The 18,358-nt window shown below is 74.8% G+C and carries 18 protein-coding genes; 8 read left to right on the top strand and 10 right to left on the bottom strand.

Annotated features, from left to right (window positions below; all coding sequences use genetic code 11):
* Positions 1–20 precede the first annotated feature (20 nt).
* Positions 21–395, bottom strand: coding sequence for a VOC family protein (locus tag ACYVDA_RS02920; RefSeq protein ID WP_460814892.1), 375 nt, complete (start codon positions 393–395; stop codon positions 21–23).
* Positions 396–547: 152 nt separating this feature from the next.
* Here ACYVDA_RS02920 and ACYVDA_RS02915 point away from each other — a divergent pair, with 152 nt between their 5' ends.
* A complete protein-coding gene (locus ACYVDA_RS02915; protein WP_460814889.1) occupies positions 548–2,011 on the top strand; it encodes an MFS transporter in 1,464 nt (487 codons plus the stop codon).
* Positions 2,012–2,035: 24 nt separating this feature from the next.
* Here ACYVDA_RS02915 and ACYVDA_RS02910 read toward each other — a convergent pair whose 3' ends face one another.
* The 6 genes from ACYVDA_RS02910 to ACYVDA_RS02885 are packed head-to-tail and all read right to left on the bottom strand — an operon-like array spanning position 2,036 to position 6,474.
* Positions 2,036–2,497 carry a MarR family winged helix-turn-helix transcriptional regulator gene (locus ACYVDA_RS02910; protein ID WP_460814887.1) on the bottom strand — a complete coding sequence of 154 codons (462 nt, stop codon included), beginning with the start codon at positions 2,495–2,497 and terminating at the stop codon, positions 2,036–2,038.
* Positions 2,494–2,748, bottom strand: a complete 255-nt coding sequence (locus ACYVDA_RS02905; protein WP_460814884.1) for a hypothetical protein — start codon at positions 2,746–2,748, stop codon at positions 2,494–2,496. The genes ACYVDA_RS02910 and ACYVDA_RS02905 overlap by 4 nt, the downstream gene beginning before the upstream one ends.
* 28 nt (positions 2,749–2,776) lie before the next feature.
* On the bottom strand, positions 2,777–3,316 hold the full coding sequence (locus ACYVDA_RS02900) for a hypothetical protein (protein WP_460814881.1): 540 nt from the start codon (positions 3,314–3,316) through the stop codon (positions 2,777–2,779).
* A gap of 54 nt (positions 3,317–3,370) precedes the next feature.
* On the bottom strand, positions 3,371–3,880 hold the full coding sequence (locus ACYVDA_RS02895) for a TspO/MBR family protein (RefSeq protein ID WP_460814879.1): 510 nt from the start codon (positions 3,878–3,880) through the stop codon (positions 3,371–3,373).
* Positions 3,877–4,791 (bottom strand): oxygenase MpaB family protein, encoded by a 915-nt coding sequence (locus ACYVDA_RS02890; protein ID WP_460814877.1) that lies wholly within the window; start codon positions 4,789–4,791, stop codon positions 3,877–3,879. The genes ACYVDA_RS02895 and ACYVDA_RS02890 overlap by 4 nt, the downstream gene beginning before the upstream one ends.
* A gap of 51 nt (positions 4,792–4,842) precedes the next feature.
* Positions 4,843–6,474 carry a helicase HerA-like domain-containing protein gene (locus tag ACYVDA_RS02885; RefSeq protein WP_460814875.1) on the bottom strand — a complete coding sequence of 544 codons (1,632 nt, stop codon included), beginning with the start codon at positions 6,472–6,474 and terminating at the stop codon, positions 4,843–4,845.
* 131 nt (positions 6,475–6,605) lie between these two features.
* On the opposite strand from ACYVDA_RS02885, the gene ACYVDA_RS02880 reads away from it, so the two are divergent.
* Together ACYVDA_RS02880 and ACYVDA_RS02875 are read left to right on the top strand one after the other, a co-directional pair.
* Positions 6,606–6,902, top strand: coding sequence for a type II toxin-antitoxin system VapB family antitoxin (locus ACYVDA_RS02880; RefSeq protein WP_460814871.1), 297 nt, complete (start codon positions 6,606–6,608; stop codon positions 6,900–6,902).
* 1 nt (position 6,903) lies between these two features.
* Positions 6,904–7,422, top strand: coding sequence for a LytR C-terminal domain-containing protein (locus ACYVDA_RS02875; RefSeq protein ID WP_460814868.1), 519 nt, complete (start codon positions 6,904–6,906; stop codon positions 7,420–7,422).
* Between the two features lie 270 nt (positions 7,423–7,692).
* On the opposite strand, the gene ACYVDA_RS02870 is transcribed toward ACYVDA_RS02875, so the two are convergent.
* Complete coding sequence (locus ACYVDA_RS02870; RefSeq protein WP_460814866.1) at positions 7,693–9,192, bottom strand: potassium/proton antiporter; 1,500 nt, start codon at positions 9,190–9,192, stop codon at positions 7,693–7,695.
* 195 nt (positions 9,193–9,387) lie between these two features.
* On the opposite strand from ACYVDA_RS02870, the gene ACYVDA_RS02865 reads away from it, so the two are divergent.
* The 4 genes from ACYVDA_RS02865 (at position 9,388) to ACYVDA_RS02850 (ending at position 14,182) form a co-directional block, all read left to right on the top strand.
* Positions 9,388–10,218, top strand: a complete 831-nt coding sequence (locus ACYVDA_RS02865; RefSeq protein ID WP_460814864.1) for a hypothetical protein — start codon at positions 9,388–9,390, stop codon at positions 10,216–10,218.
* Positions 10,215–11,945: an ATP-binding protein gene (locus ACYVDA_RS02860; RefSeq protein WP_460814861.1), complete on the top strand. Its 1,731-nt coding sequence runs from the start codon at positions 10,215–10,217 to the stop codon at positions 11,943–11,945. The genes ACYVDA_RS02865 and ACYVDA_RS02860 overlap by 4 nt, the downstream gene beginning before the upstream one ends.
* A gap of 8 nt (positions 11,946–11,953) precedes the next feature.
* A complete protein-coding gene (locus tag ACYVDA_RS02855) occupies positions 11,954–12,601 on the top strand; it encodes a helix-turn-helix transcriptional regulator (RefSeq protein WP_460814859.1) in 648 nt (215 codons plus the stop codon).
* Between the two features lie 309 nt (positions 12,602–12,910).
* Positions 12,911–14,182: a GNAT family N-acetyltransferase gene (locus ACYVDA_RS02850; protein ID WP_460814856.1), complete on the top strand. Its 1,272-nt coding sequence runs from the start codon at positions 12,911–12,913 to the stop codon at positions 14,180–14,182.
* On the opposite strand, the gene ACYVDA_RS02845 is transcribed toward ACYVDA_RS02850, so the two are convergent.
* Positions 14,179–15,120 carry a sugar-binding transcriptional regulator gene (locus ACYVDA_RS02845; protein WP_460814854.1) on the bottom strand — a complete coding sequence of 314 codons (942 nt, stop codon included), beginning with the start codon at positions 15,118–15,120 and terminating at the stop codon, positions 14,179–14,181. The genes ACYVDA_RS02850 and ACYVDA_RS02845 overlap by 4 nt on opposite strands.
* Before the next feature lie 144 nt (positions 15,121–15,264).
* Here ACYVDA_RS02845 and ACYVDA_RS02840 point away from each other — a divergent pair, with 144 nt between their 5' ends.
* Entirely contained in the window at positions 15,265–16,725 is a 1,461-nt protein-coding gene (locus ACYVDA_RS02840; protein WP_460814852.1) for a sugar porter family MFS transporter, read from the top strand.
* Here ACYVDA_RS02840 and ACYVDA_RS02835 read toward each other — a convergent pair.
* Positions 16,722–18,242, bottom strand: a complete 1,521-nt coding sequence (locus ACYVDA_RS02835) for a mannitol dehydrogenase family protein (protein ID WP_460814850.1) — start codon at positions 18,240–18,242, stop codon at positions 16,722–16,724. The genes ACYVDA_RS02840 and ACYVDA_RS02835 overlap by 4 nt on opposite strands.
* Positions 18,243–18,358 lie beyond the last annotated feature (116 nt).

The following is an 18,358-nucleotide window of genomic DNA, read 5'->3' as shown; positions in this document are numbered from 1 at the left end:
TTCGTCGTGCGCCGGGTGGGTCAGACGTCCTCGCCGACGTCGATCCGGTTGCCGTCGGGGTCGACCATCACGAAGGTCCGCATGCCGTGGTCCGCGACCCGGAGCGCCCCGACCACCTCGACCCCGTGCGACCGCACGTGGTCGTGGAAGCCCTCGACCCCCTCGACCAGCAGGTGCAGCACGTTCTGCTCGCCGGCGCGGTGCGTCGGGTCCAGGGCCAGGTGGATCTCGGCGGCGTCGCGCTCGACGATGACGAACCGGGCCGGCTGCCCGTTGCGGAACGTCTCGACCATGCCGAGCACGCCGACGTAGAACTCGAGCGCGGCCTCGAGGTCGCGGACCGGGACGGTGGGCGCGGCGCGACCCAGGACGTAGGGGCGGGAGTCGATCGGCACGTTTCTCCTCGCGGTGCGCTGGACGGGGTCCGACCAGCGTGCCTCCTCGGACCCCTCCCGCGCACCCCCAGAACCTGATCCGCTGGCCCGGGGACGCGGACCTGTGTATCGTACACACTTGTCGTCGTCCCCCCTCCGTCCCAGGAGCCCGCGTGCCCCCCTCCGAGCGTTCCCCCGATGTCGCGGCCCCGGCCGCCAACCCCGTGCTGGCCGTCGTCGTCCTGTGCTTCGGCGGCCTCGCCGCGGCGCTGACCCAGACCCTGGTGATCCCGATCCAGAGCGAGCTGCCGAAGCTGCTCGGCACCGCCCCTGCCAACGCCTCGTGGGTGATCACCACCACCCTGCTCGCCGCCGCGGTCTCGATGCCGGTGGCCGGCCGGGTGGCCGACCTGGTCGGCAAGCAGCGCGTGCTGGTCGTCAGCGCGGCGATCCTGCTGGTCGGGTCGGTCGTCTGCGCGATGGCCGACTCGCTCGTGCCGATGCTCGCCGGGCGGGCCCTGCAGGGGATGGCCATGGGCTTCATCCCCGTCGGCATCTCGCTGCTGCGCGAGATCACGCCGCCCTCGATGACCTCGACCTCGATCGCCGCGATGAGCGCGACGCTCGGGGTGGGCGGTGCGATCGGGCTGCCGCTGTCGGCCTGGATCGCCGACTCCTACGACTGGCACGCGCTGTTCTGGCTCTCCGCCGTGCTCGCCGGGCTGATCCTGGTCGCGACCGTGGTCGTCGTCCCCCACGTCCGCGACGCCTCGGGCGGCCACCTGGACCTGGTCGGGGCGGCCGGGCTGGCGGTCGGGCTCATCTCCTTCCTCGTGGGTGTCTCCAAGGCGACCGAGTGGGGCTGGGGCGACGTCCGCACGCTCGGCGCGATGGTCGGCGGGGTCGTCGTGCTCCTGCTGTGGGGCGCCTACGAGCTGCGCCAGGCCGAGCCGCTGGTCGACCTGCGCACCACCGCCCAGCTCCCGGTCCTGCTGACCAACCTCGCGGCCGTGGCCATCGGCTTCGGGATGATGGCGCAGTCGATCGTGGTGCCGCAGCTGCTCCAGCTGCCCGAGGCCACCGGCTACGGCCTGGGCCAGTCGATCCTCGCCGCGGGCCTGTGGATGGCCCCGGGTGGCCTGATGATGATGGTGTTCGCGCCCGTCTCGGCGAACCTGATGCGCCGCCTGGGCGCCCAGCGCACCCTGATGATCGGCGCCGGGGTGCTCGGCGTCGGCTACCTCGTCGCCGTCGCGCTGATGGGCGCGCCCTGGCAGCTGCTCGTCGCCTCCTGCGTCGCCTCGGCGGGCGTGGGGATCGGGTACGCCGCGATGCCCACCCTCATCCTCGACGCGGTCCCGCCGCGCGAGGCCGGCGCCGCGGTCGGCCTGAACGCCCTGATGCGCTCGGTCGGCACCACCCTCGCGGCCGCGCTCATGGGCACGGTCCTGACCAGCTCCACGCACAGCCTGGGCGGCTTCGCGATCCCCACCCAGGGCGCCTTCCGGCTCTGCTTCGTCATCGGCGCCGTCGCGGCCTTCGTGGGGGTGGCCATCACCGCCACGATCCCGCGCCGCGGCCGGGGCTCCCAGGACCCGACGTCGGTCTCACCGGTCACGGCGCACGCGACCGTCTGACCCGCTGCACCCAGCCGGGGCCCCTCAGGACGTGGGGGGCCCCGGCTGCTGCGCGTGGACGGCGTCGAGGGCGTCGTTGAAGGCCTTGAACGACGCCACCATCGCGGCGGCCCGGTCCGCGCCGAGCTCCGCCAGCGCCCGGGAGTACGCCGCGCCCCGCAGCCGCCCGTCGTGCAGGTAGGCCCGCTCCCCCTCGACCGTCGGGCGCACCCGCGGCGCCTTGACACCGGGCTCCTCGATCCGCTCGAGGTGGCCGTGCCGGATGGCGGCGTTGACCTGCCGGTTGATCGTCGAGCGCTCCAGCTGGAGCTCCTCGGACAGCTCGCGCATCGTCCGCGGGCCCGACTCGTGGAGCACCCAGAGCAGCCGGAAGGCGGACGTCTCCAGCTCCGACCCGGCGTACGTCGTGGACCGGCGGGCGTTCATCCGCAGGATCTCCTCGCCGAGCGCGCGCAGCAGCTGCTCGTCGGGCTCGCCCGTGGTCATCGCCCACCTCCTGTCGGGGGCGATCCTCCCACCTGGTGGTCGGGGCTCCGCACGACGTCGCGGTCCACCGCGCTGCGCAGGTGCGCGAGGAGCCGCTCCCGGGCACGGGGGACGTAGAGGAGCTCGTCCACCGCCGCCCGGTAGGCGGACATGAACGGCCGGTCGAGCCACCACCGACGTCCACGGTGGGCCGTGGCCACGACCAGCCCGACCAGGACGACCGCGGCGACCCCGAGAGCGGCGTACCCCATGGCGGCACCGTAGCCGCGGCCACCTGCCCTACGCGGTGAGGTCGCCGGTGGTCTCGTCGTGCGGGCGCGCGTCGGGCGCGGACTCGTCGGGCAGCAGCGCCCGGTCGAGCTCGACCGCGGTGCGCAGGCGGGTCAGCGCGCGGCCCCGGAGCTGCGGCAGCGCGACGGCGTACGCCGCCGCCAGCAGGCCGAAGACCACACCCCGCACGGCGGTCCAGGAGAAGCCCGAGCTGATCAGGGACTGCAGCTGGAAGGACCCGAACAACGCGAGCACGACCAGCGCCACCTGGGCCCACCGCTGCGAGCGCACGGCGGCCTCCGACTGCTGGGCCGCGAGCAGGCACTCGGCGTACCGCAGGCCGGCGCGGGCGTGCTCCGGCGGGACCGCCTCACCACGACGGGTCGCCCGCTCGACCTGGCGCTGCTCGGCCTCGGTCAGCCCCAGCTCCTGCACCGTCGCGCGGTAGTCGGCCATGGAGGGCCGCGTCAGCCACGACCGGCTGCGGCCGCGGGCCGCGAAGGCCACGAGCACGACGACCACGATGACCAGGAACACGGCGTAGCCCATGGCCGCACCGTAGCCGCGACCCGGTCGCCGTCGGCAATCGTGCGAGGGGCCGGGTCAGCCGTTGCGGCGGGCGATCTCGGCGTTCAGGACGGTGGCGAAGCCGCACCAGGCGGGGTACGGCGCGAGCGCGCGGCCTAGGGACGGGTCGACGCGACCCAGCCGGCGGGTCAGCCCGGCGGAGTGGGCGGCCAGGACGGCGCACCAGGCCGTGGAGACCCAGGGCTGCCGGACCCGCCAGAACAGCACGCTCCAGCCGGTGTTGAGGACCAGGTTGACGCCCAGGGCACGACGCAGGTCGGCGGCCTCGTCGAGCCGGCCCTGCGCCTGGAGGGCCGTGAGGGCGGCGGCGGTGGTGACCGCGAGGTCGGCGTACAGAGGGGTCCAGACGAGGGGGAAGACCAGGGGCGGCGGGTTCCACGGGGGCAGGTCGGCCTCGACGTACCAGCCCGCGTCGGGGGTGGTCGCGGCCGCACCGACGCCGGCGCTGACCGCGACGGCCGTGCCGGTGGTGGTGAGGTGTCGCAGGCCGCGGCCGGTGAGCAGGCGGCGCCAGGTGGTGGTCACGACGCCTCCGGGAGGGGTCCGAGCGGACCGTCGGCGGGCTTGCGCTCCTCGAGCCCGGCCATCCCCCACCGCACCAGGGCGGTGGAGAGGCTGCCGGCGCCGGAGGCGAGGCGTACGCCGGGGCCGTGCACCGGCAGCATCAGCGAGCGGCGCGCCCAGCCGGGCAGCAGCGCCACGCCGCCGGCCGCGATCAGGGCGTACCCCGGTCGGGCCACCAGCGGCACCGGCGGGTTGAGCAGCATGAAGCGGGTCGCCTCGCGTGCGGCCGGCGTCGACTCCAGCTCGGGACGGTAGTCGCGGACGACCTCGTCGAGCTCGGCCACCGTCGTGGGCAGGTCGGTCGCGCCCAGCAGCTCGGCGGCGACGTTGGCCTGGCGGACGTAGAGGTCGGCCTCCTGCGGCGTCAGGGGCTCGGCGGCGTAGGCCTGGAAGGCGGAGAGGAACGAGCGCACCTCGGCGACGTGGACCCAGCGCAGGAGGTGCGGGTCGTCGGCGGCGTACGGCCGGCCGCGGTGGTCGGTGCCGCGGACCGTGCGGTGCACCGACCGGACGACCGCGATGATCTGCTCGGCGTCGGCGACGGTGCCGAACGTGGTGGTGGCCAGGTAGAGGCTGGTGCGCTGCAGCCGGCCCCACGGGTCACCCTGGTAGCCGCTGTGCCCGGCCACACCCGCCATCGCGAGCGGGTGCAGCGACTGCAGCAGCAGCGCGGCGATGCCGCCGGGGAACATCGCGGCGTCGGCGTTGACGCGCCACACCGGGTCCTCGGGGGTGAACCAGCGCTCCCCCTCGGCCCCCCAGATCCGCTCGGCGCGCTCGGGGGCGTCGTCGCCCGCGACCTTGGACCGCAGGGCCAGACCCACGCGGCGCTGCAACGATCGAGCGACAGGGTTCGCGGTCAGGCTCGGCACGCTCCCGAGGCTAGCCAGGGGGTGGTGGGTGGTGCGCTGGGCGGCGGGTCGTCAGCGGCGGCGGCCGGTGCCGAACATGCCGCGCACGATCTCGCGGGCGGCGGTGCGGGCGACCTGCTTGAACATGGTCGAGCCGACGACCTCCTCGACCATCGACTTCTCCCGCGGGGCCCGGCCGCGGGGGGCCGAGCGCTCGGCCTCGCGACGCAGCTTCTCCTCGGTGGTCGCGCGCTCCTTCTCGGCCTTGGCGTCGGCGGCGGCCTGCTCCTTGGCCAGCTGCTCGGCCTGGGCGGCGGCAGCGCCGGCCTCGAGCTTGCCGGCCAGGATCTCGCGCGCCGACTCGCGGTCCACGGCCTCGCCGTACTTCGCCTGGAGCGGGCTGGCCCGCACCGCTGCCTCCATCGCGGCGGCGTCGGCGGCGCCCATCAGCGACTCGGGCGCACGCAAGCGGGTCCAGGCGACCGGGGTGGGGGCGCCGCGCTCGTTCATCACCGTCACGATCGCCTCACCGATCCCGAGGCCGAGGATGACCTGCCCGAGATCGTCGTACGCCGAGTGGGGGTAGGTGTTGACGGTCTGCTTCAGCGCCTTGGCGTCGTTGGGCGTGGCCGCGCGCAGCTGGTGCTGGACCCGCGAGCCGAGCTGGGCGAGCACCGAGTCGGGCACGTCAGTGGGCGACTGGGTCACGAAGAAGACCCCGACGCCCTTGGAGCGGATCAGCCGCACGGTCTGGGCGATGGAGTCCAGGAACGCCTTCGAGGCGTCGTTGAAGAGCAGGTGCGCCTCGTCGAAGAAGAAGACCAGCTTGGGCTTGTCGACGTCGCCGACCTCGGGGAGGTCGTGGAACAGGTCGGCCAGCAGCCACATCAGGAAGGTGGAGAAGATCGCGGGGCGGTCCTGGAGCTGCGGCAGCTCGACCAGCGAGATCGTCCCGCGACCGTCGGCGCCGACCTGGAGCAGGTCGCGGCTGTCGAACTCCGGCTCCCCGAAGAACGCGTCGGCGCCCTGGTCGGAGAACGCGATCAGCTCGCGCAGGATCACCCCGGCGGTGGAGGCCGAGAGGCCACCGAGGTCCTTGAGGTCGGCCTTGCCCTCCTCCGACGTCAGGTGCTTGACGACCTCGCGCAGGTCGGCGAGGTCCAGCAGCGGCAGCCCGGCCTGGTCGGCGTAGTGGAACACCAGCCCGAGCGAGGACTCCTGGGTGTCGTTGAGCCCCAGCACCTTGCTCAGCAGGGTGGGTCCGAAGGCGGTCATCGTGACGCGCAGCGGCGTCCCGGTGCCCTGCCCGCCGAGGGCGAAGAACTCCACCGGGAAGCCGGTGGCCGCCCACTGCTGACCCACGGACGCGGCGCGCGCGACCACCTTGGGGTTCTCCGCGCCCGGCTGCGAGAGCCCGGACAGGTCGCCCTTGATGTCGGCGGCGAACACGGGCACGCCGTTGGAGGACAGCTGCTCGGCCAGCAGCTGGAGGGTCTTGGTCTTGCCGGTGCCGGTCGCCCCGGCGACCAGGCCGTGGCGGTTGAGCATCGACAGCGGGATCCGGATCGGCACCTCGCCCAGGGTGGTCGCGTCGACGAGCAGCCCGCCCAGCTCCAGCGCGGCCCCCTCGAAGGTGTAGCCCGGTGCGACCGCGGCGCTGATCGGGCTGGACGACGGCGACGGGGCGGCAGGGCTCTGCGACATGCCGGTCAGCGTAGACCCGGCGGGTGACGGCGCGGCCGTCGCGAGAGAGCGGTCTCGGCGGATGACCGACGGGACGCAGGGGCCGCCCGGCGTACGACGCCACGGGGGCGCGACGTCCCTATGATGTCGGCGTGATCTTCAAGCGCGTGGGCGACGGCCGGCCCTACCCCGACCACGGGCTGGCCCCCCGGGACTGGGCGGCGCTGCCGCCCCGGCCCGTGCGCCTCGACGAGCTGGTGACCACCAAGGACACCCTCCAGCTGGCCGCGCTGCTCGACGAGGACTCCACCTTCTTCGGCGACCTCTTCGCCCACGTCGTGCAGTGGCACGACGAGCTCTACCTCGAGGACGGCCTGCACCGTGCCCTGCGCGCCGCGCTCCAGCAGCGCCTGGTCCTGCACGCCCGGGTGCACGCGGTGGTGGGCTGAGGTGGCGCGCCGCAACGTCGTCAGCGGGGTGACGCTGGTGGTGCTGCTCGTCGTCCTGGGCGGCATGGCCGTCTACGGGTTCAAGGCCGCGACCGCGCCGCTGCCCGACACCTCCTCCGGCCCGGCCCGGTGCGACTCGACCTCCAAGGAGGTACGCCGCGCGATCGGCCGCGGCGACGTCCAGGTCAGCGTCTTCAACGCCGGCACCCGCGCGGGCCTGGCCAGCAGCACGCTGGACAAGCTCGAGGCCGCCGGCTTCCAGGGCGGCAACACCGGCAACGCCCCCGGCGACGCCCAGGTGCGGCGCGTCCAGGTCTGGACCACCAAGGCCAACGACACCTCCGCGCGCCTGGTCGCCCTGTCCCTGGGCAAGGGCACCCGCATCGTGGTCGTCCCCGACGACCTCGGCCCCGGCGTCGACGTGGTGGTCGGCAACGGGTTCCGGCAGCTGGACCCCTCGGCCCCGCGCCGCCTGAAGCTGCCCAAGGCTGTCGAGACCTGCGTCAACGTCGGCGGCTGACCCCGGCCCGACCGGCGGTCTCGGACGGGTGGCTCGTACCTGCCGGGATCCGGGCGTGCATCCGCTACACAAATGTGTAGCTGCGGCGTCCGAAACAGGGCCTCGGGCGCGCATCTCCTACACAAATGTGTAGCTGCGGCGTCCCGGAGAAGCCCTCAGCCCGCAACCGCCACACACATGTGTAGCAACGACGTTCAGAACGGGCCCCCACGCTGCATCTCCTACACAAATGTGTAGCTGCGGCGCCGCCCCGCACCTCCCGTACGCCGCTCAGGCCGGGGGGCGCCGGCCGAGCCACTGGGCCAGGCGGCCGCCGACGGAGACGGCGCGCAGGCGCTGCTCGGTGGCCTCGCGCTCGCGGCGCGGGGTGACCACCAGGACGTCGTCGCCGTGGCGCAGCACGGTGCGCCGCTCGGGCACCAGGGTCGAGCCGTCGCGCACGATCAGGGCCACCGACGCACCGGCCGGCAGGCGGAGCTCGCCGACCTCGACGCCGTGCATCAGCGAGGCCGGCGAGATCCGCACCTGGAGGAGGTCGGCCGCGACCCGCTCCAGGGGGGCCGCCTCCACCTCGAGGTCGCGCGGCTCGCTGCGGCGGGCGACCCGGAGCAGCTTGGCCACCAGGGGCAGCGACGGGGCCGTGAGCAGGGTGTAGATCACCACGATCACGAAGACGATGTCGAACAGCTGGACCGCCCCGTCCAGGCCCGCGGACAGGGGGATGGTGGCGAGCACGATGGGGACGGCGCCACGGAGTCCGGCCCAGGAGACGAAGGCGATCTCGCGCGGGGCCATCGGCTGGGCCAGCGAGGCGACCGCGACCGAGAGCGGGCGGGCCACGAAGGTCAGGACCAGGCCGGCGACGATCGCGACCCCGACCGTGGACAGGTGGATCCGGCTCGGCGTGACCAGCAGCCCCAGCATCACGAACAGCCCGATCTGGGCGAGCCAGGCCACGCCCTCGGAGAACGAGCGGGTTGCCGCCCGGTGGGGCAGGTCAGCGTTGCCGAGGATCAGCGCGGAGACGTAGACCGAGGCGAAGCCCGACCCGTGCAGGGCGGCCGTGCCGGCGTACGCCAGGACGGTGAAGGACAGCACCGCCAGGGGGTAGAGGCCCGAGCTCGGGAGGGCGGAGCGACGCAGCAGCCACGCCCCGGCGGAGCCGACGACCAGCCCGCCCAGCACGCCGATCCCGAGCTCCCACACGATCTCGCCGAGGAAGCCCCACACGCTGTGGCTGCCCCCCGCGCTGATCAGGGTGACCAGCACGACCGTGGGCGCGTCGTTGAGGCCGGACTCGGCCTCCAGGGCCCCGGTCAGCCGGCGCGGGAGCGGCACGCGGCGCAGCACCGAGAACACCGCCGCGGCGTCGGTGGGGGACGTGACCGCACCGAGGAGGACCGCCAGCTGCCAGCTCAGGCCCAGCACCAGGTGGGCGAACATCGCCACGACCAGGACGCTGACCGCGACGCCGAGCGTCGCCAGGGAGACCCCCAGCCGCATCACCGGCCGGATCTCGGGCCACGACGTGGTCAGGCCGCCCTCGGCCAGGATCAGCACGAGCGCGGCGAAGCCCAGGGCGTGGGCCAGCTCGGCGTCGTCGAAGCTGACCCCGAGCCCGGCCTCGCCGAGCGCGACGCCCATCAGCAGGTAGACCAGGAGGCTCGGCAGGCCGATCCCGACGCTGAGACGCACGGCCAGGATCGCGAGCAGCAGGACCCCGGCGCCGACCAGGAGCGCGTGGTCCAGGGTGTGCACGTCGAACGTCATGGGCCTCGTCGATCGTCGGCGGCGGGCGCTCCAGTCTAGGGCGCCCCGGAGGTCCGCCCGACCAGTGCGAGCCCGTGCAGGGCGCCGGCTCCGTCTCACGTCGAGGACCTGGGGACTCCCCACGAGGCCCGCCCGTCGCTAGCGTCCGACCAGGAGCTCCGGTCGGCCGGGCCACCGGGCATCGCGGAGGTGAAGGTGCAGCTGCCGCCCCGGGGCGTGCTCCGCCCCCGCCCGGACCCGACCTCGCGCGGTCGCCAGGGTCGGCTGGAGCGCTCCCTGCTCCGGCTGCACGGTCTGCTCGTGCTGAGCTGCGCGCTGTTCACGATCCTGCCGCTGGGCGTCGCCGACGCCACGCCCGCGGAGACCGTGGCCCGGCTCCTGCTCACGGCCCTGCACCTCGGCATCGCCGTGGACCTCCAGCGCCGCGGCGAGCGCCTGGTGCACCTGCCCCTGACCGTCGCGGGGGTGCTGCTCGCGATCGTGCTCGACGCCGCGGCCACCCCGGGCGACATCACCGCCGGCCTGGCCTACTCCAGCTTCGCGCTGAGCACCGCCCGCCTGCTGCGCACCCGGTGGTTCCTGGCCACGCTGCTGGTCACCGGGCCCGTCGAGCTGGTGCTCCGGTGGGCGGGCACCGACCGCGCCGTCGGGCTGACCGAGGCCTTCGACGCCTGGCTGCTCACGGTCGCGCTGACCTCCTCGGTGGCGGTCTTCGTGGACTCCCTGGAGGAGCGCACCCGCCGGGCCGAGCAGCTCGACGTGCGCGCCCGGGCCCGCGAGCTCGAGCTCGAGCGGGCCCGCGAGCGGGCGGCGGCCGCCGACCTCGCCGTACGCGTGCTGCACGACGACGTGCTCGGCGCCCTGCACCTGCTGGTCGACGCCCGTCCCGAGGACGCCCCGCGGGTCGTGCGCAGCTGTGCCGCGACGGTGGCCACGGTCCGCGGCGTGGTCGAGTCCGGCGACCCCGGGGCCGACGGCGCCCACGCCGGGGCTCCCGCCGCGGACCCGCGGACGGCGACCCCGTGAGGATCCCCCGATCGGGCAGGGCCGCCGCGGCACCCGGTCCCGGCGAGCGCGGACACCTGCGCGCGTCGGTGGACGACGTCGTCGCCGAGGTCCTGGCGAGCAGCCCCGTCGAGGTCGCGGTGCGCTCCTCGGGCTGGGCCGCGGCCTCCTCCAGCTCCCCGGACCCGACCACCGTCACGGCCCCGGACCACCTGGGGCCGGGGCTCGGCCGGCTGCTGGGCGAGGCGCTGCGCAACGTCGCCCGCCACTCCGGCACCGACAGCGCCGAGCTCGAGGTGGAGGGCCTGCCCGAGCACCTGGTCGTGCGGGTCGTCGACCACGGCCGGGGGCTGCCGGTGCCACTGGCCGAGGGGTTCGGGATGGGCCGCTCGATCCGCGGCGTGGCCGCCGACCTCGACGCCGAGGTCCACCTGCGCGACACCCCCGGCGGCGGCGCGACCGTCGAGGTGCGGGTCCCCCTGCTGGCCCGGCCGGCGGCCGCTCCCCCCGGACCACGCGACCTCCGGGCGGGGCTGGGGGCCCGGATGGTGCGCACCTACGACGACACCGTCTCCTTCTCGGGCGGCACGATCTCGCTGGTCCGCGCGATCGCGTGGCCGCAGGGGGCCGTGTGGGCCTACCTCGCGGCGAGGTACTCCCTGCGCTGCCCCGACCCCGTCCCACTCCTCCTGCTGGCCGCGGCCCTCGCCGTCCTCACGGCGTTGGTCGCCCGACGGCTCGAGCGCCGGGCGCCGACCACCGGCTGGCTCGCCGGCACCGCCCTGGCCCTGGTGGCAGCGGAGGTCGTCGGGCTGGTCCTGCTGCCGCCGGGCGCGATGCTGGACTACCGCAGCTGGTCGGTGGGGTCCGTCGCCGTGCCGGTGATGATCCTGTGCGTCTTCCTGCCGCTGTGGCTGGGCGTCCTGGTCGCGCTGCCCCACCTCCTGGTGGTGCTGGTCGTGGCCTCGGCGGACCCCTCGCTGACCCTGGGCCGGTTCCCGGTGGGCTCCTCCAACGCGGCGGCGTCCACAGCGGTGCTCGGGATGGCCGTCGGCCTGCTGCTGCGGCGTACGACGAAGCAGGCGCGCGCCGACCAGGACCGCCTCGAGGCCGCCGAGAGCGCGCTCCTGGCCCGCGAGGCGCGGAGCACGATCGCCTCGCTGCACCTCGACCACACCCTGCGCGAGGTGGTCCCGTGGCTGGAGCGCGTCGCCCGGGGCGAGGTCCCGGTGGGCGACGACGCGACCCGCTCCCGGGCCAGGACGCTGGCGCTGGAGGTGCGCGACGACCTCTACGCCCCCGGCCTGCTGCGCCCCGCCGCGCGCGACGCGGTCTCCGGCGCGCGCGGGCGGGGGGCGCGGATCGAGATCGGGGCCGGGCTGCCCACCGGCCCCGGGACCGCGCCCGCCGGCGAGCTGCTGCGCGTGCTGGCGGCCCAGGTCGACGCCGGCGCCAAGGTGACGCTCTCCCCCGCGGGCCGGGGCCAGGCACGGCTCGTGGTGGTGCCGCCCCTGGAGGACCCGGTGCTGGCCGGGCTGCGCCGCACGCTGGCCGAGGACAGCGTGCTGTCGGTGGACGCCGACGCGTTCCGCACCGTCGTCGTGCTCTCCACCGGCACGGCGTACGCCGACCTGGGCGACCCGGGCGAGGTGGGCGCGGTGGGCGAGGTGGACGAGGTGGTCCGGACCTCCGCCGCCGGAGGTGCCCCCGGATCCGGGGGGACGACGTCGACCACCGGCCTGCGGTAGCAAGGACCGTGCTCGCGCCCCCCTCGCCCCTGCTCCGCGTCGCGGTCGTGGACAACTTCGACTACGTCCGCGACGGGGTCGTCGCCGACCTGCGCGCGCGGCCCGAGAGCTTCGCCGAGCCCACCGCCCACACGACCACCGAGGAGGTCTTCGCGCTGCCCGAGCCCCCCGACGTGGTGGTCCTCGACCTGCACCTCGGACGCGACGACACCCTGTCCACCCCCGCGATCCCCGACCTGGTGGCGCGCGGCTCGGTCGTGGTGCTCTACACCTCCGAGGAGCGACCGGCCCAGCTGCGCGCCGCCGTCGCCGCCGGGGCCGCCGGCCTGGCGCTGAAGAACGACGGTCGCGAGGCCATGCTCGACCTGGTCCTGCGCGCTGCCCGCGGGGAGTTCGACTGCAGCAGCGTCCTGGCGCGCGCCCTGGTCACCGACCCCCTGCTCGCCCCCTACCTGACCGAGCGGCAGGTCGAGGTCCTCGGCTGCCTCAACGACGGGCTCACCCGCCAGCAGGTGGGTCGCCGGCTGGGCATCTCGCTCGACACCGTCGGCGACCACCTCAAGGACGTCCGCCGCAAGTACGCCGACGTGCAGCGCGACGTGACCAACACCGGCAGTCTGCTGCGCCACGTCACCCGCGACGGCTACCTCGACTGAGGGCAGCCGCGTCCCGGGACCCCCGGATCCGGTGGTGTCCCCGCGGAGCCGGCCCGGCCTAGCCTCGGGGAGCCGAGCCGGCGGCCGGTCCCACCCGTCGGGTAGGTCGGGCCGGCGGACCGGCCGCACCGGTCCGGCCGGACGCTGCACCACCGGGGGGTGTGCACGTCCGGCCGGCCCTCGCGCTCCTCGGTCTCCTTCCGCCCCGGTCCGCCCCGGTCCGCCCCGGGCCGCCCCCGCCCGCTCCGGCCCGCTCCGGGCCGACAACTCGTTTGTGGCCACCGGGGGTGGTCGGCTGGAATGGCCGGCATGACCCCCCACGGCGACTCCCCCCGCACCGGTTCGCGGGCACCCCACCTGGTCGAGCCGGAGCTGCGCGCGGTCACCGGTGAGACCTTCGGCGACTACTCCCGGGCGATCGCCCTGGGGTTCGAGGAGACCCACCACTCCGAGACCGACGAGCTGGAGCGGCGGATGCTGGAGGGCCGCGCGTTCGGCTTCGCGGTCGGCGACCGGTGGGTCGGGACCTGCGGCAGCCTGGCGCGGCGGCTGGTCGTCCCCGGCGGTGCGGACGTCGCGACCGCTGCCGTCACGGCGGTCACCGTGGCCGCGCCGTACCGCCGACGCGGGCTGCTGAGCGCGATGATGGCCCACGAGCTCGAGCGGTGCGTCGAGCGCGGGGAGCCCCTGGCGGCGCTGTGGGCCTCGGAGTCGATGATCTACGGCCGGTTCGGCTACGGCCCCGCCGCCGACCGGGTCGTGCTCACGGGCACCAGCCGCCGGCTGGGGTTCCTGCCCGGGGTGGCGTCCGAGGGGTCGGTCGACGACGTGCCCCGCGAGGACTTCCTCGCGGCCGTCCGCGGGCTGCACGACGAGGTGGTGCGGGAGCGCCCCGGCGCGTTCGTCCGCGACGAGGCGGTGTGGGAGCTCGCGCTGCTCGACCTGGAGTTCGTGCGCCGGGGCGCGATGCCGCTGCACCACCTGCTCCACCACGCGGCCGACGGGACGGTCGACGGGTTCGCGACCTACCGCTTCAAGGAGGGCAGCGGGGACGAGGAGGGCGAGGTGCGCGTCAAGGACCTGGTGGCCGAGTCGCCGACGGCGTACGCCGGGCTGTGGCGCTACCTGCTCGACCTCGACCTGACCCGCTCCTTCCGGCTCTGGAGCGCGCCGCTCGACGAGCCGCTGCGCCACCTCGTGAGCGACGCCCGGGCGGTGCAGACCGAGGTCACCGACAACCTCTACGTGCGCCTGGTCGACCTGCCCGCGGCCCTGGCGGCGCGGTCGTACGCCGCCGACGTCGACGTCGTCCTGGAGGTCACCGACGCGCTGCTGCCCGCCAACGCCGGGCGCTGGCGGGTGAACGCCCCGGCCGGCGGCACCGCGACCGTCACCCGGGTCGAGGACGCCCCCGACCTGTCGCTGGGGATCCTCGAGCTCGGTACGGCGTACCTCGGGGGGCCGCGCCTGAGCGACCTCGCCCGCGCGGGCCGCGTCGTCGAGCACACCCCGGGCGCCCTCGCCGCCGCCTCCACGGCGCTGGGCTGGCACCGGGCGCCCTGCTGCCCCGACATGTTCTAGAGGTCGGGCCCGGCCGGGCCGAGCAGGTCGCGCGCCGTCGTCTGGCTGATCACGACGGAGTCCACGACGCCGCTCGCGACCGCGGAGCGCACCACCGCCGCGCAGTGCTCCCCCGGCACCGCCGCGACCACGTGCGGCACGGCGGCGAGGTCGGCGGCCGACGGGCAGACCAGGCGCTGCGAGACCGGTGGTCGCGGCAGCGTGCCGTCGGGTCCGACGAAGACGCCCGAGACCTCGCCGAGCACGCCGTGCCGGTCGACCTCGGCGCGGTCCGCCGGCGTCATCGCGTCGTGGAGGGTCGAGGCCCCCGGGGCCCAGCGCCCCACCGCCACCACGGCCACCGTCACCGACGCGAGCCGGCCGGCCGCCCCCGCCACCTCGGGCTGGTGGCGCACCGCCTCGGCGGCCTTCTGGTCCACCTGGATCGTCGACGCGTGGAAGACGTACGCCGGCCCCCCGGTGGCCGCCGCGAACCGTCGCACCAGCTCGACCGAGCCGCCCTCGCCGGGTCGCGGCAGCGCGCCCGTGAGCTGGACGACCGGCACCCGGGGCAGGTCGGACATCTCGTCGACCGCGGCGGCGACCGTGCGCGACCAGGCGATCCCGACGACGTCGTCGGTGGTCAGCACGCTCCCGACCAGACGGGCGGTCGCCGACGCGATCTCGGCCCGGGTCACCGCGTCGGGCGACGCGGCGCGCACCACGAGCGCGTGCCGCAGCCCCAGCCGGTCGCGGACCGCGTCGCCGAGCTCGACGTCGACCCCGTCCGGCGCCTCGACCTCGGTGCGCACCCAGCCCCGGCTCCGGGCCCGCTCGAGCATCCGGGCCACCTGGAAGCGGCTGAGCCCGTAGTGGTCGGCCACGGCCGTCTTGGTCCACCCGTCGAGGTGGAACCGTCGGCAGACCTCGAGGGTGAGCAGCTCGTGACCCGGCGACACGCCACCACCTCCTCCACCCACCGCTCAGATGAGCGTTTGCCGCTCACTGTCCCACGAGGCGTTGACCGCCGCGCGACCCGAGCGAGACGCTGCACCGGGCCCACCGACACTCCGCATGCGGGGGCCCACTCGGGGAGGGACACCATGACCGGCGCAGGCGAGGGCAGCACGACGACCCGTGAGGACACCGGACCCGTGGAGCCGCCCGGGCCGGACACCCCGCGCCTGCTGACCGGGCTGATGCTGGCCGCGGCGATCGTGTCGGCGGTCTCCGGGATGCTCTACGGCTACGACACCGGCATCATCTCCGGCGCCCTGCTGCAGATCACCAAGGACTTCGGGATCGGCGCGGGCATGAAGCAGGCCATCGCGGCCGGCATCCTGCTCGGCGCGGTGATCGGGGCCCTGTCGTGCAGCTTCCTCTCCGACCGGTGGGGGCGGCACCGCACGATCCTGATGATCTGCACGCTCTTCGTGGTCGGGAGCCTGCTCTGCGCCGTCTCGCCGAACGCCGTGCTGCTCTCGCTGTCGCGGATCGTGCTCGGCTTCGCGGTCGGCGGCGCCACCCAGACCGTGCCGATGTACGTCGCCGAGCTGTCCCCCACCGCCATCCGCGGCCGCCTGGTCCTCTGCTTCCAGCTCGCCATCGGCGTCGGCATCGTGATCGCGACGCTCGTGGGCGCCAGCGAGGTCGTCGACTGGCGGATCTCGATCGGCGCCGCCGCGGTGCCGGCCGCGCTGATGCTGCTCTTCCAGCTCCGCCTGCCCGAGAGCCCGCGCTGGCTGATCAAGCAGGGCCGCCAGGACGACGCCGAGCGCGTGCTGAGGTCGGTGCGGCCCCACGGCTACGACATCGAGCCGGAGGTCGAGGAGATCCTCGAGCTCGAGCGGCGCAAGCAGGAGACGTCGGACTCCCACCGCGGCTGGAGCGGCCTGCGGCAGCCGTGGGTGCGGCCCGCCGTGGTCGCCGGCTGCGGGCTCGCGATCTTCACCCAGCTCAGCGGTATCGAGATGATCGTCTACTACGCACCGACGATCCTCACCGACAACGGCTTCTCCGACTCCGCGGCGCTCCGGGTCAGCGTCGCGCTGGGGCTGACCTACCTGGTCATGCAGGTGCTCGGGCTGTGGATCGTGGACAAGGTCGGGCGCCGCCGCCTCACGCTGATCATGACGCCGGGCGCGGTCGTGGCGATGCTCGTGCTGGGCACGTTCTTCGTCACCGACAACGCGGGCAAGGCCTCCACGCCGTACATCATCGGGTGCCTGGTGCTGTTCATGGCCTTCACCGCCGGCGGCATCCAGCTGATGGGGTGGCTGGTGGGCTCGGAGATCTACCCGCTCGCGGTGCGCAGCGCGGGCACCAGCGTGCAGTCGGCGGCGCTGTGGTCGACCAACCTGCTGATCACCCTGACGCTGCTCACCATGATCAACGCGTTCGGCGTCGGGCAGACGTTCTGGATCTACGCCGGCTTCAACGTGGCGGCCTTCGTCTTCGTCTACCTCAAGCTGCCCGAGACCACCGGGCACAGCCTGGAGGGCATCGAGGACCGCCTGCGCGACGGTCGCTTCACCCCGAAGGAGTTCGACCGCGCGGGCAGCTAGGCCGGGTCGTCGGCCAGCCAGGCCTCGAGGGTGCGGCGCGCGCCGCGAGCGTGCAGGGACTCCAGCGCCTCGAGGTAGGGCGTGGTAAACCGCTCCTGCCGGGCGAGGTCGCCGAAGAGGGCCTCGTCGTCGAGGAACGCCAGCGGCTCGTCGTGCTGCCGCGCGGCGCGGGCGGTCACGGCCTCCTGGCGCCGGTCGACGACCTCGATCGGGTCCCCGGACTCGTCGGTGCCCTCGGCGTACCGGGCCCACGAGGCGACCACGAGGGCCGAGAGCCGCACCTGCCCGTCGTGCTCGAGGTTGTGCCGGATCGCCGGCACCAGGAAGGTCGGGATCCGGTCGGAGGTGTCGGTGGCGAGCCGGGCGAGGGTGTCCTTGACCTCGGGGTTGGCGAACCGCTCGAGCAGGGTGTCGCGGTAGGCCCCGAGGTCGACGTCGGGCACCGGCTCCAGGGTCGGGGTCATCTCGCGGTCCATCCAGGCGCGCAGGAAGTCGGTGAACAGCGGGTCGGCGCAGGCCTCGTCGGTGCGGCGGTAGCCGCTGAGGTGGCCGAGGTAGGCCAGCGCCTGGTGGCCGGCGTTGAGCAGGCGCAGCTTCATCAGCTCGAAGGGCTCGACGTCGTCGACGACCTGCACCCCCGCCTCCTCCCACGGCGGCCGGCCGGCGCCGAAGCTGTCCTCCAGGGCCCACTGGAGGAACGGCTCGCACACGACCGGCCACGCGTCCTGCACGCCGAACTGCTCGGCCAGCGCCTCGCGGTCGGCGTCGGTGGTGCCCGGCGTGATCCGGTCGACCATGGAGTTGGGAAAGCGCACGTGCTCGCGCACCCAGTCGCCGAGGTCCGCGTCGCAGCGGTCGGCGAAGGCGGTGACGGTCTGGCGCGCGACGTCGCCGTTGCCCGCGATGTTGTCGCACGACATCACCGTGAAGGCGTCGGTGCCGGCCGCGCGGCGCCGCGCGAGAGCGTGGGCCAGGAAGCCGAAGGCGGTGGTCGGGGCCGTGTGCCCGGGCCCGTCGGCGAAGCCCGCGATGTCGGCCTGGAGGGCCGGGTCGCCGGCGTCGAACTCACCCGTGGCCTGGTGGAGGTGGTAGCCGCCCTCGGTGATGGTCAGCGACACGATCCGGGTCGACGGCGCGCTCATCACGGTGAGCACGGCCTCCGCGTCCGCGGGCGCGAAGAGGTAGTCGACGATCGCGCCGATCACGCGCGGCTCCAGCGACCCGTCGGGGTGCTTGAGGACCAGCGTGTAGAGGCCGTCCTGCGCGGCCATCACCTCGGCCATCCGCTCGTCCTGCGGCATCAGCCCGACGCCGGTGATGCCCCAGCCGTCGGCCCGGCCGTCGGTGAGCAGCCGGTCGAGGTAGGCCGCCTCGTGCGCGCGGTGGAAGCCGCCGACGCCGAGGTGCACGATGCCGGTGCCCACCGCGCCGCGGTCGTACGCCGGCACGGGCACCCGCTCGGGGACCTGCGAGAGCGTCTCGGCGCTCAACCGGACCGGTGTCGTGCGGGTCGCCATCGGCGCGTCCCTTCCCCGAGGTCGGCCCGGTCCCGGGCCACTCGTGGAGCGTACGCCAGGACGCCGGCCGGGTCCGAGCGATCACAGCGCATGCACATCGGGGTTGGAGACGCTCC

The organism is Nocardioides korecus (genome assembly GCF_054778395.1).
The sequence above is the reverse complement of the archived record's forward strand: the minus strand, read 5'-3'. Positions and strand labels throughout refer to the sequence as shown.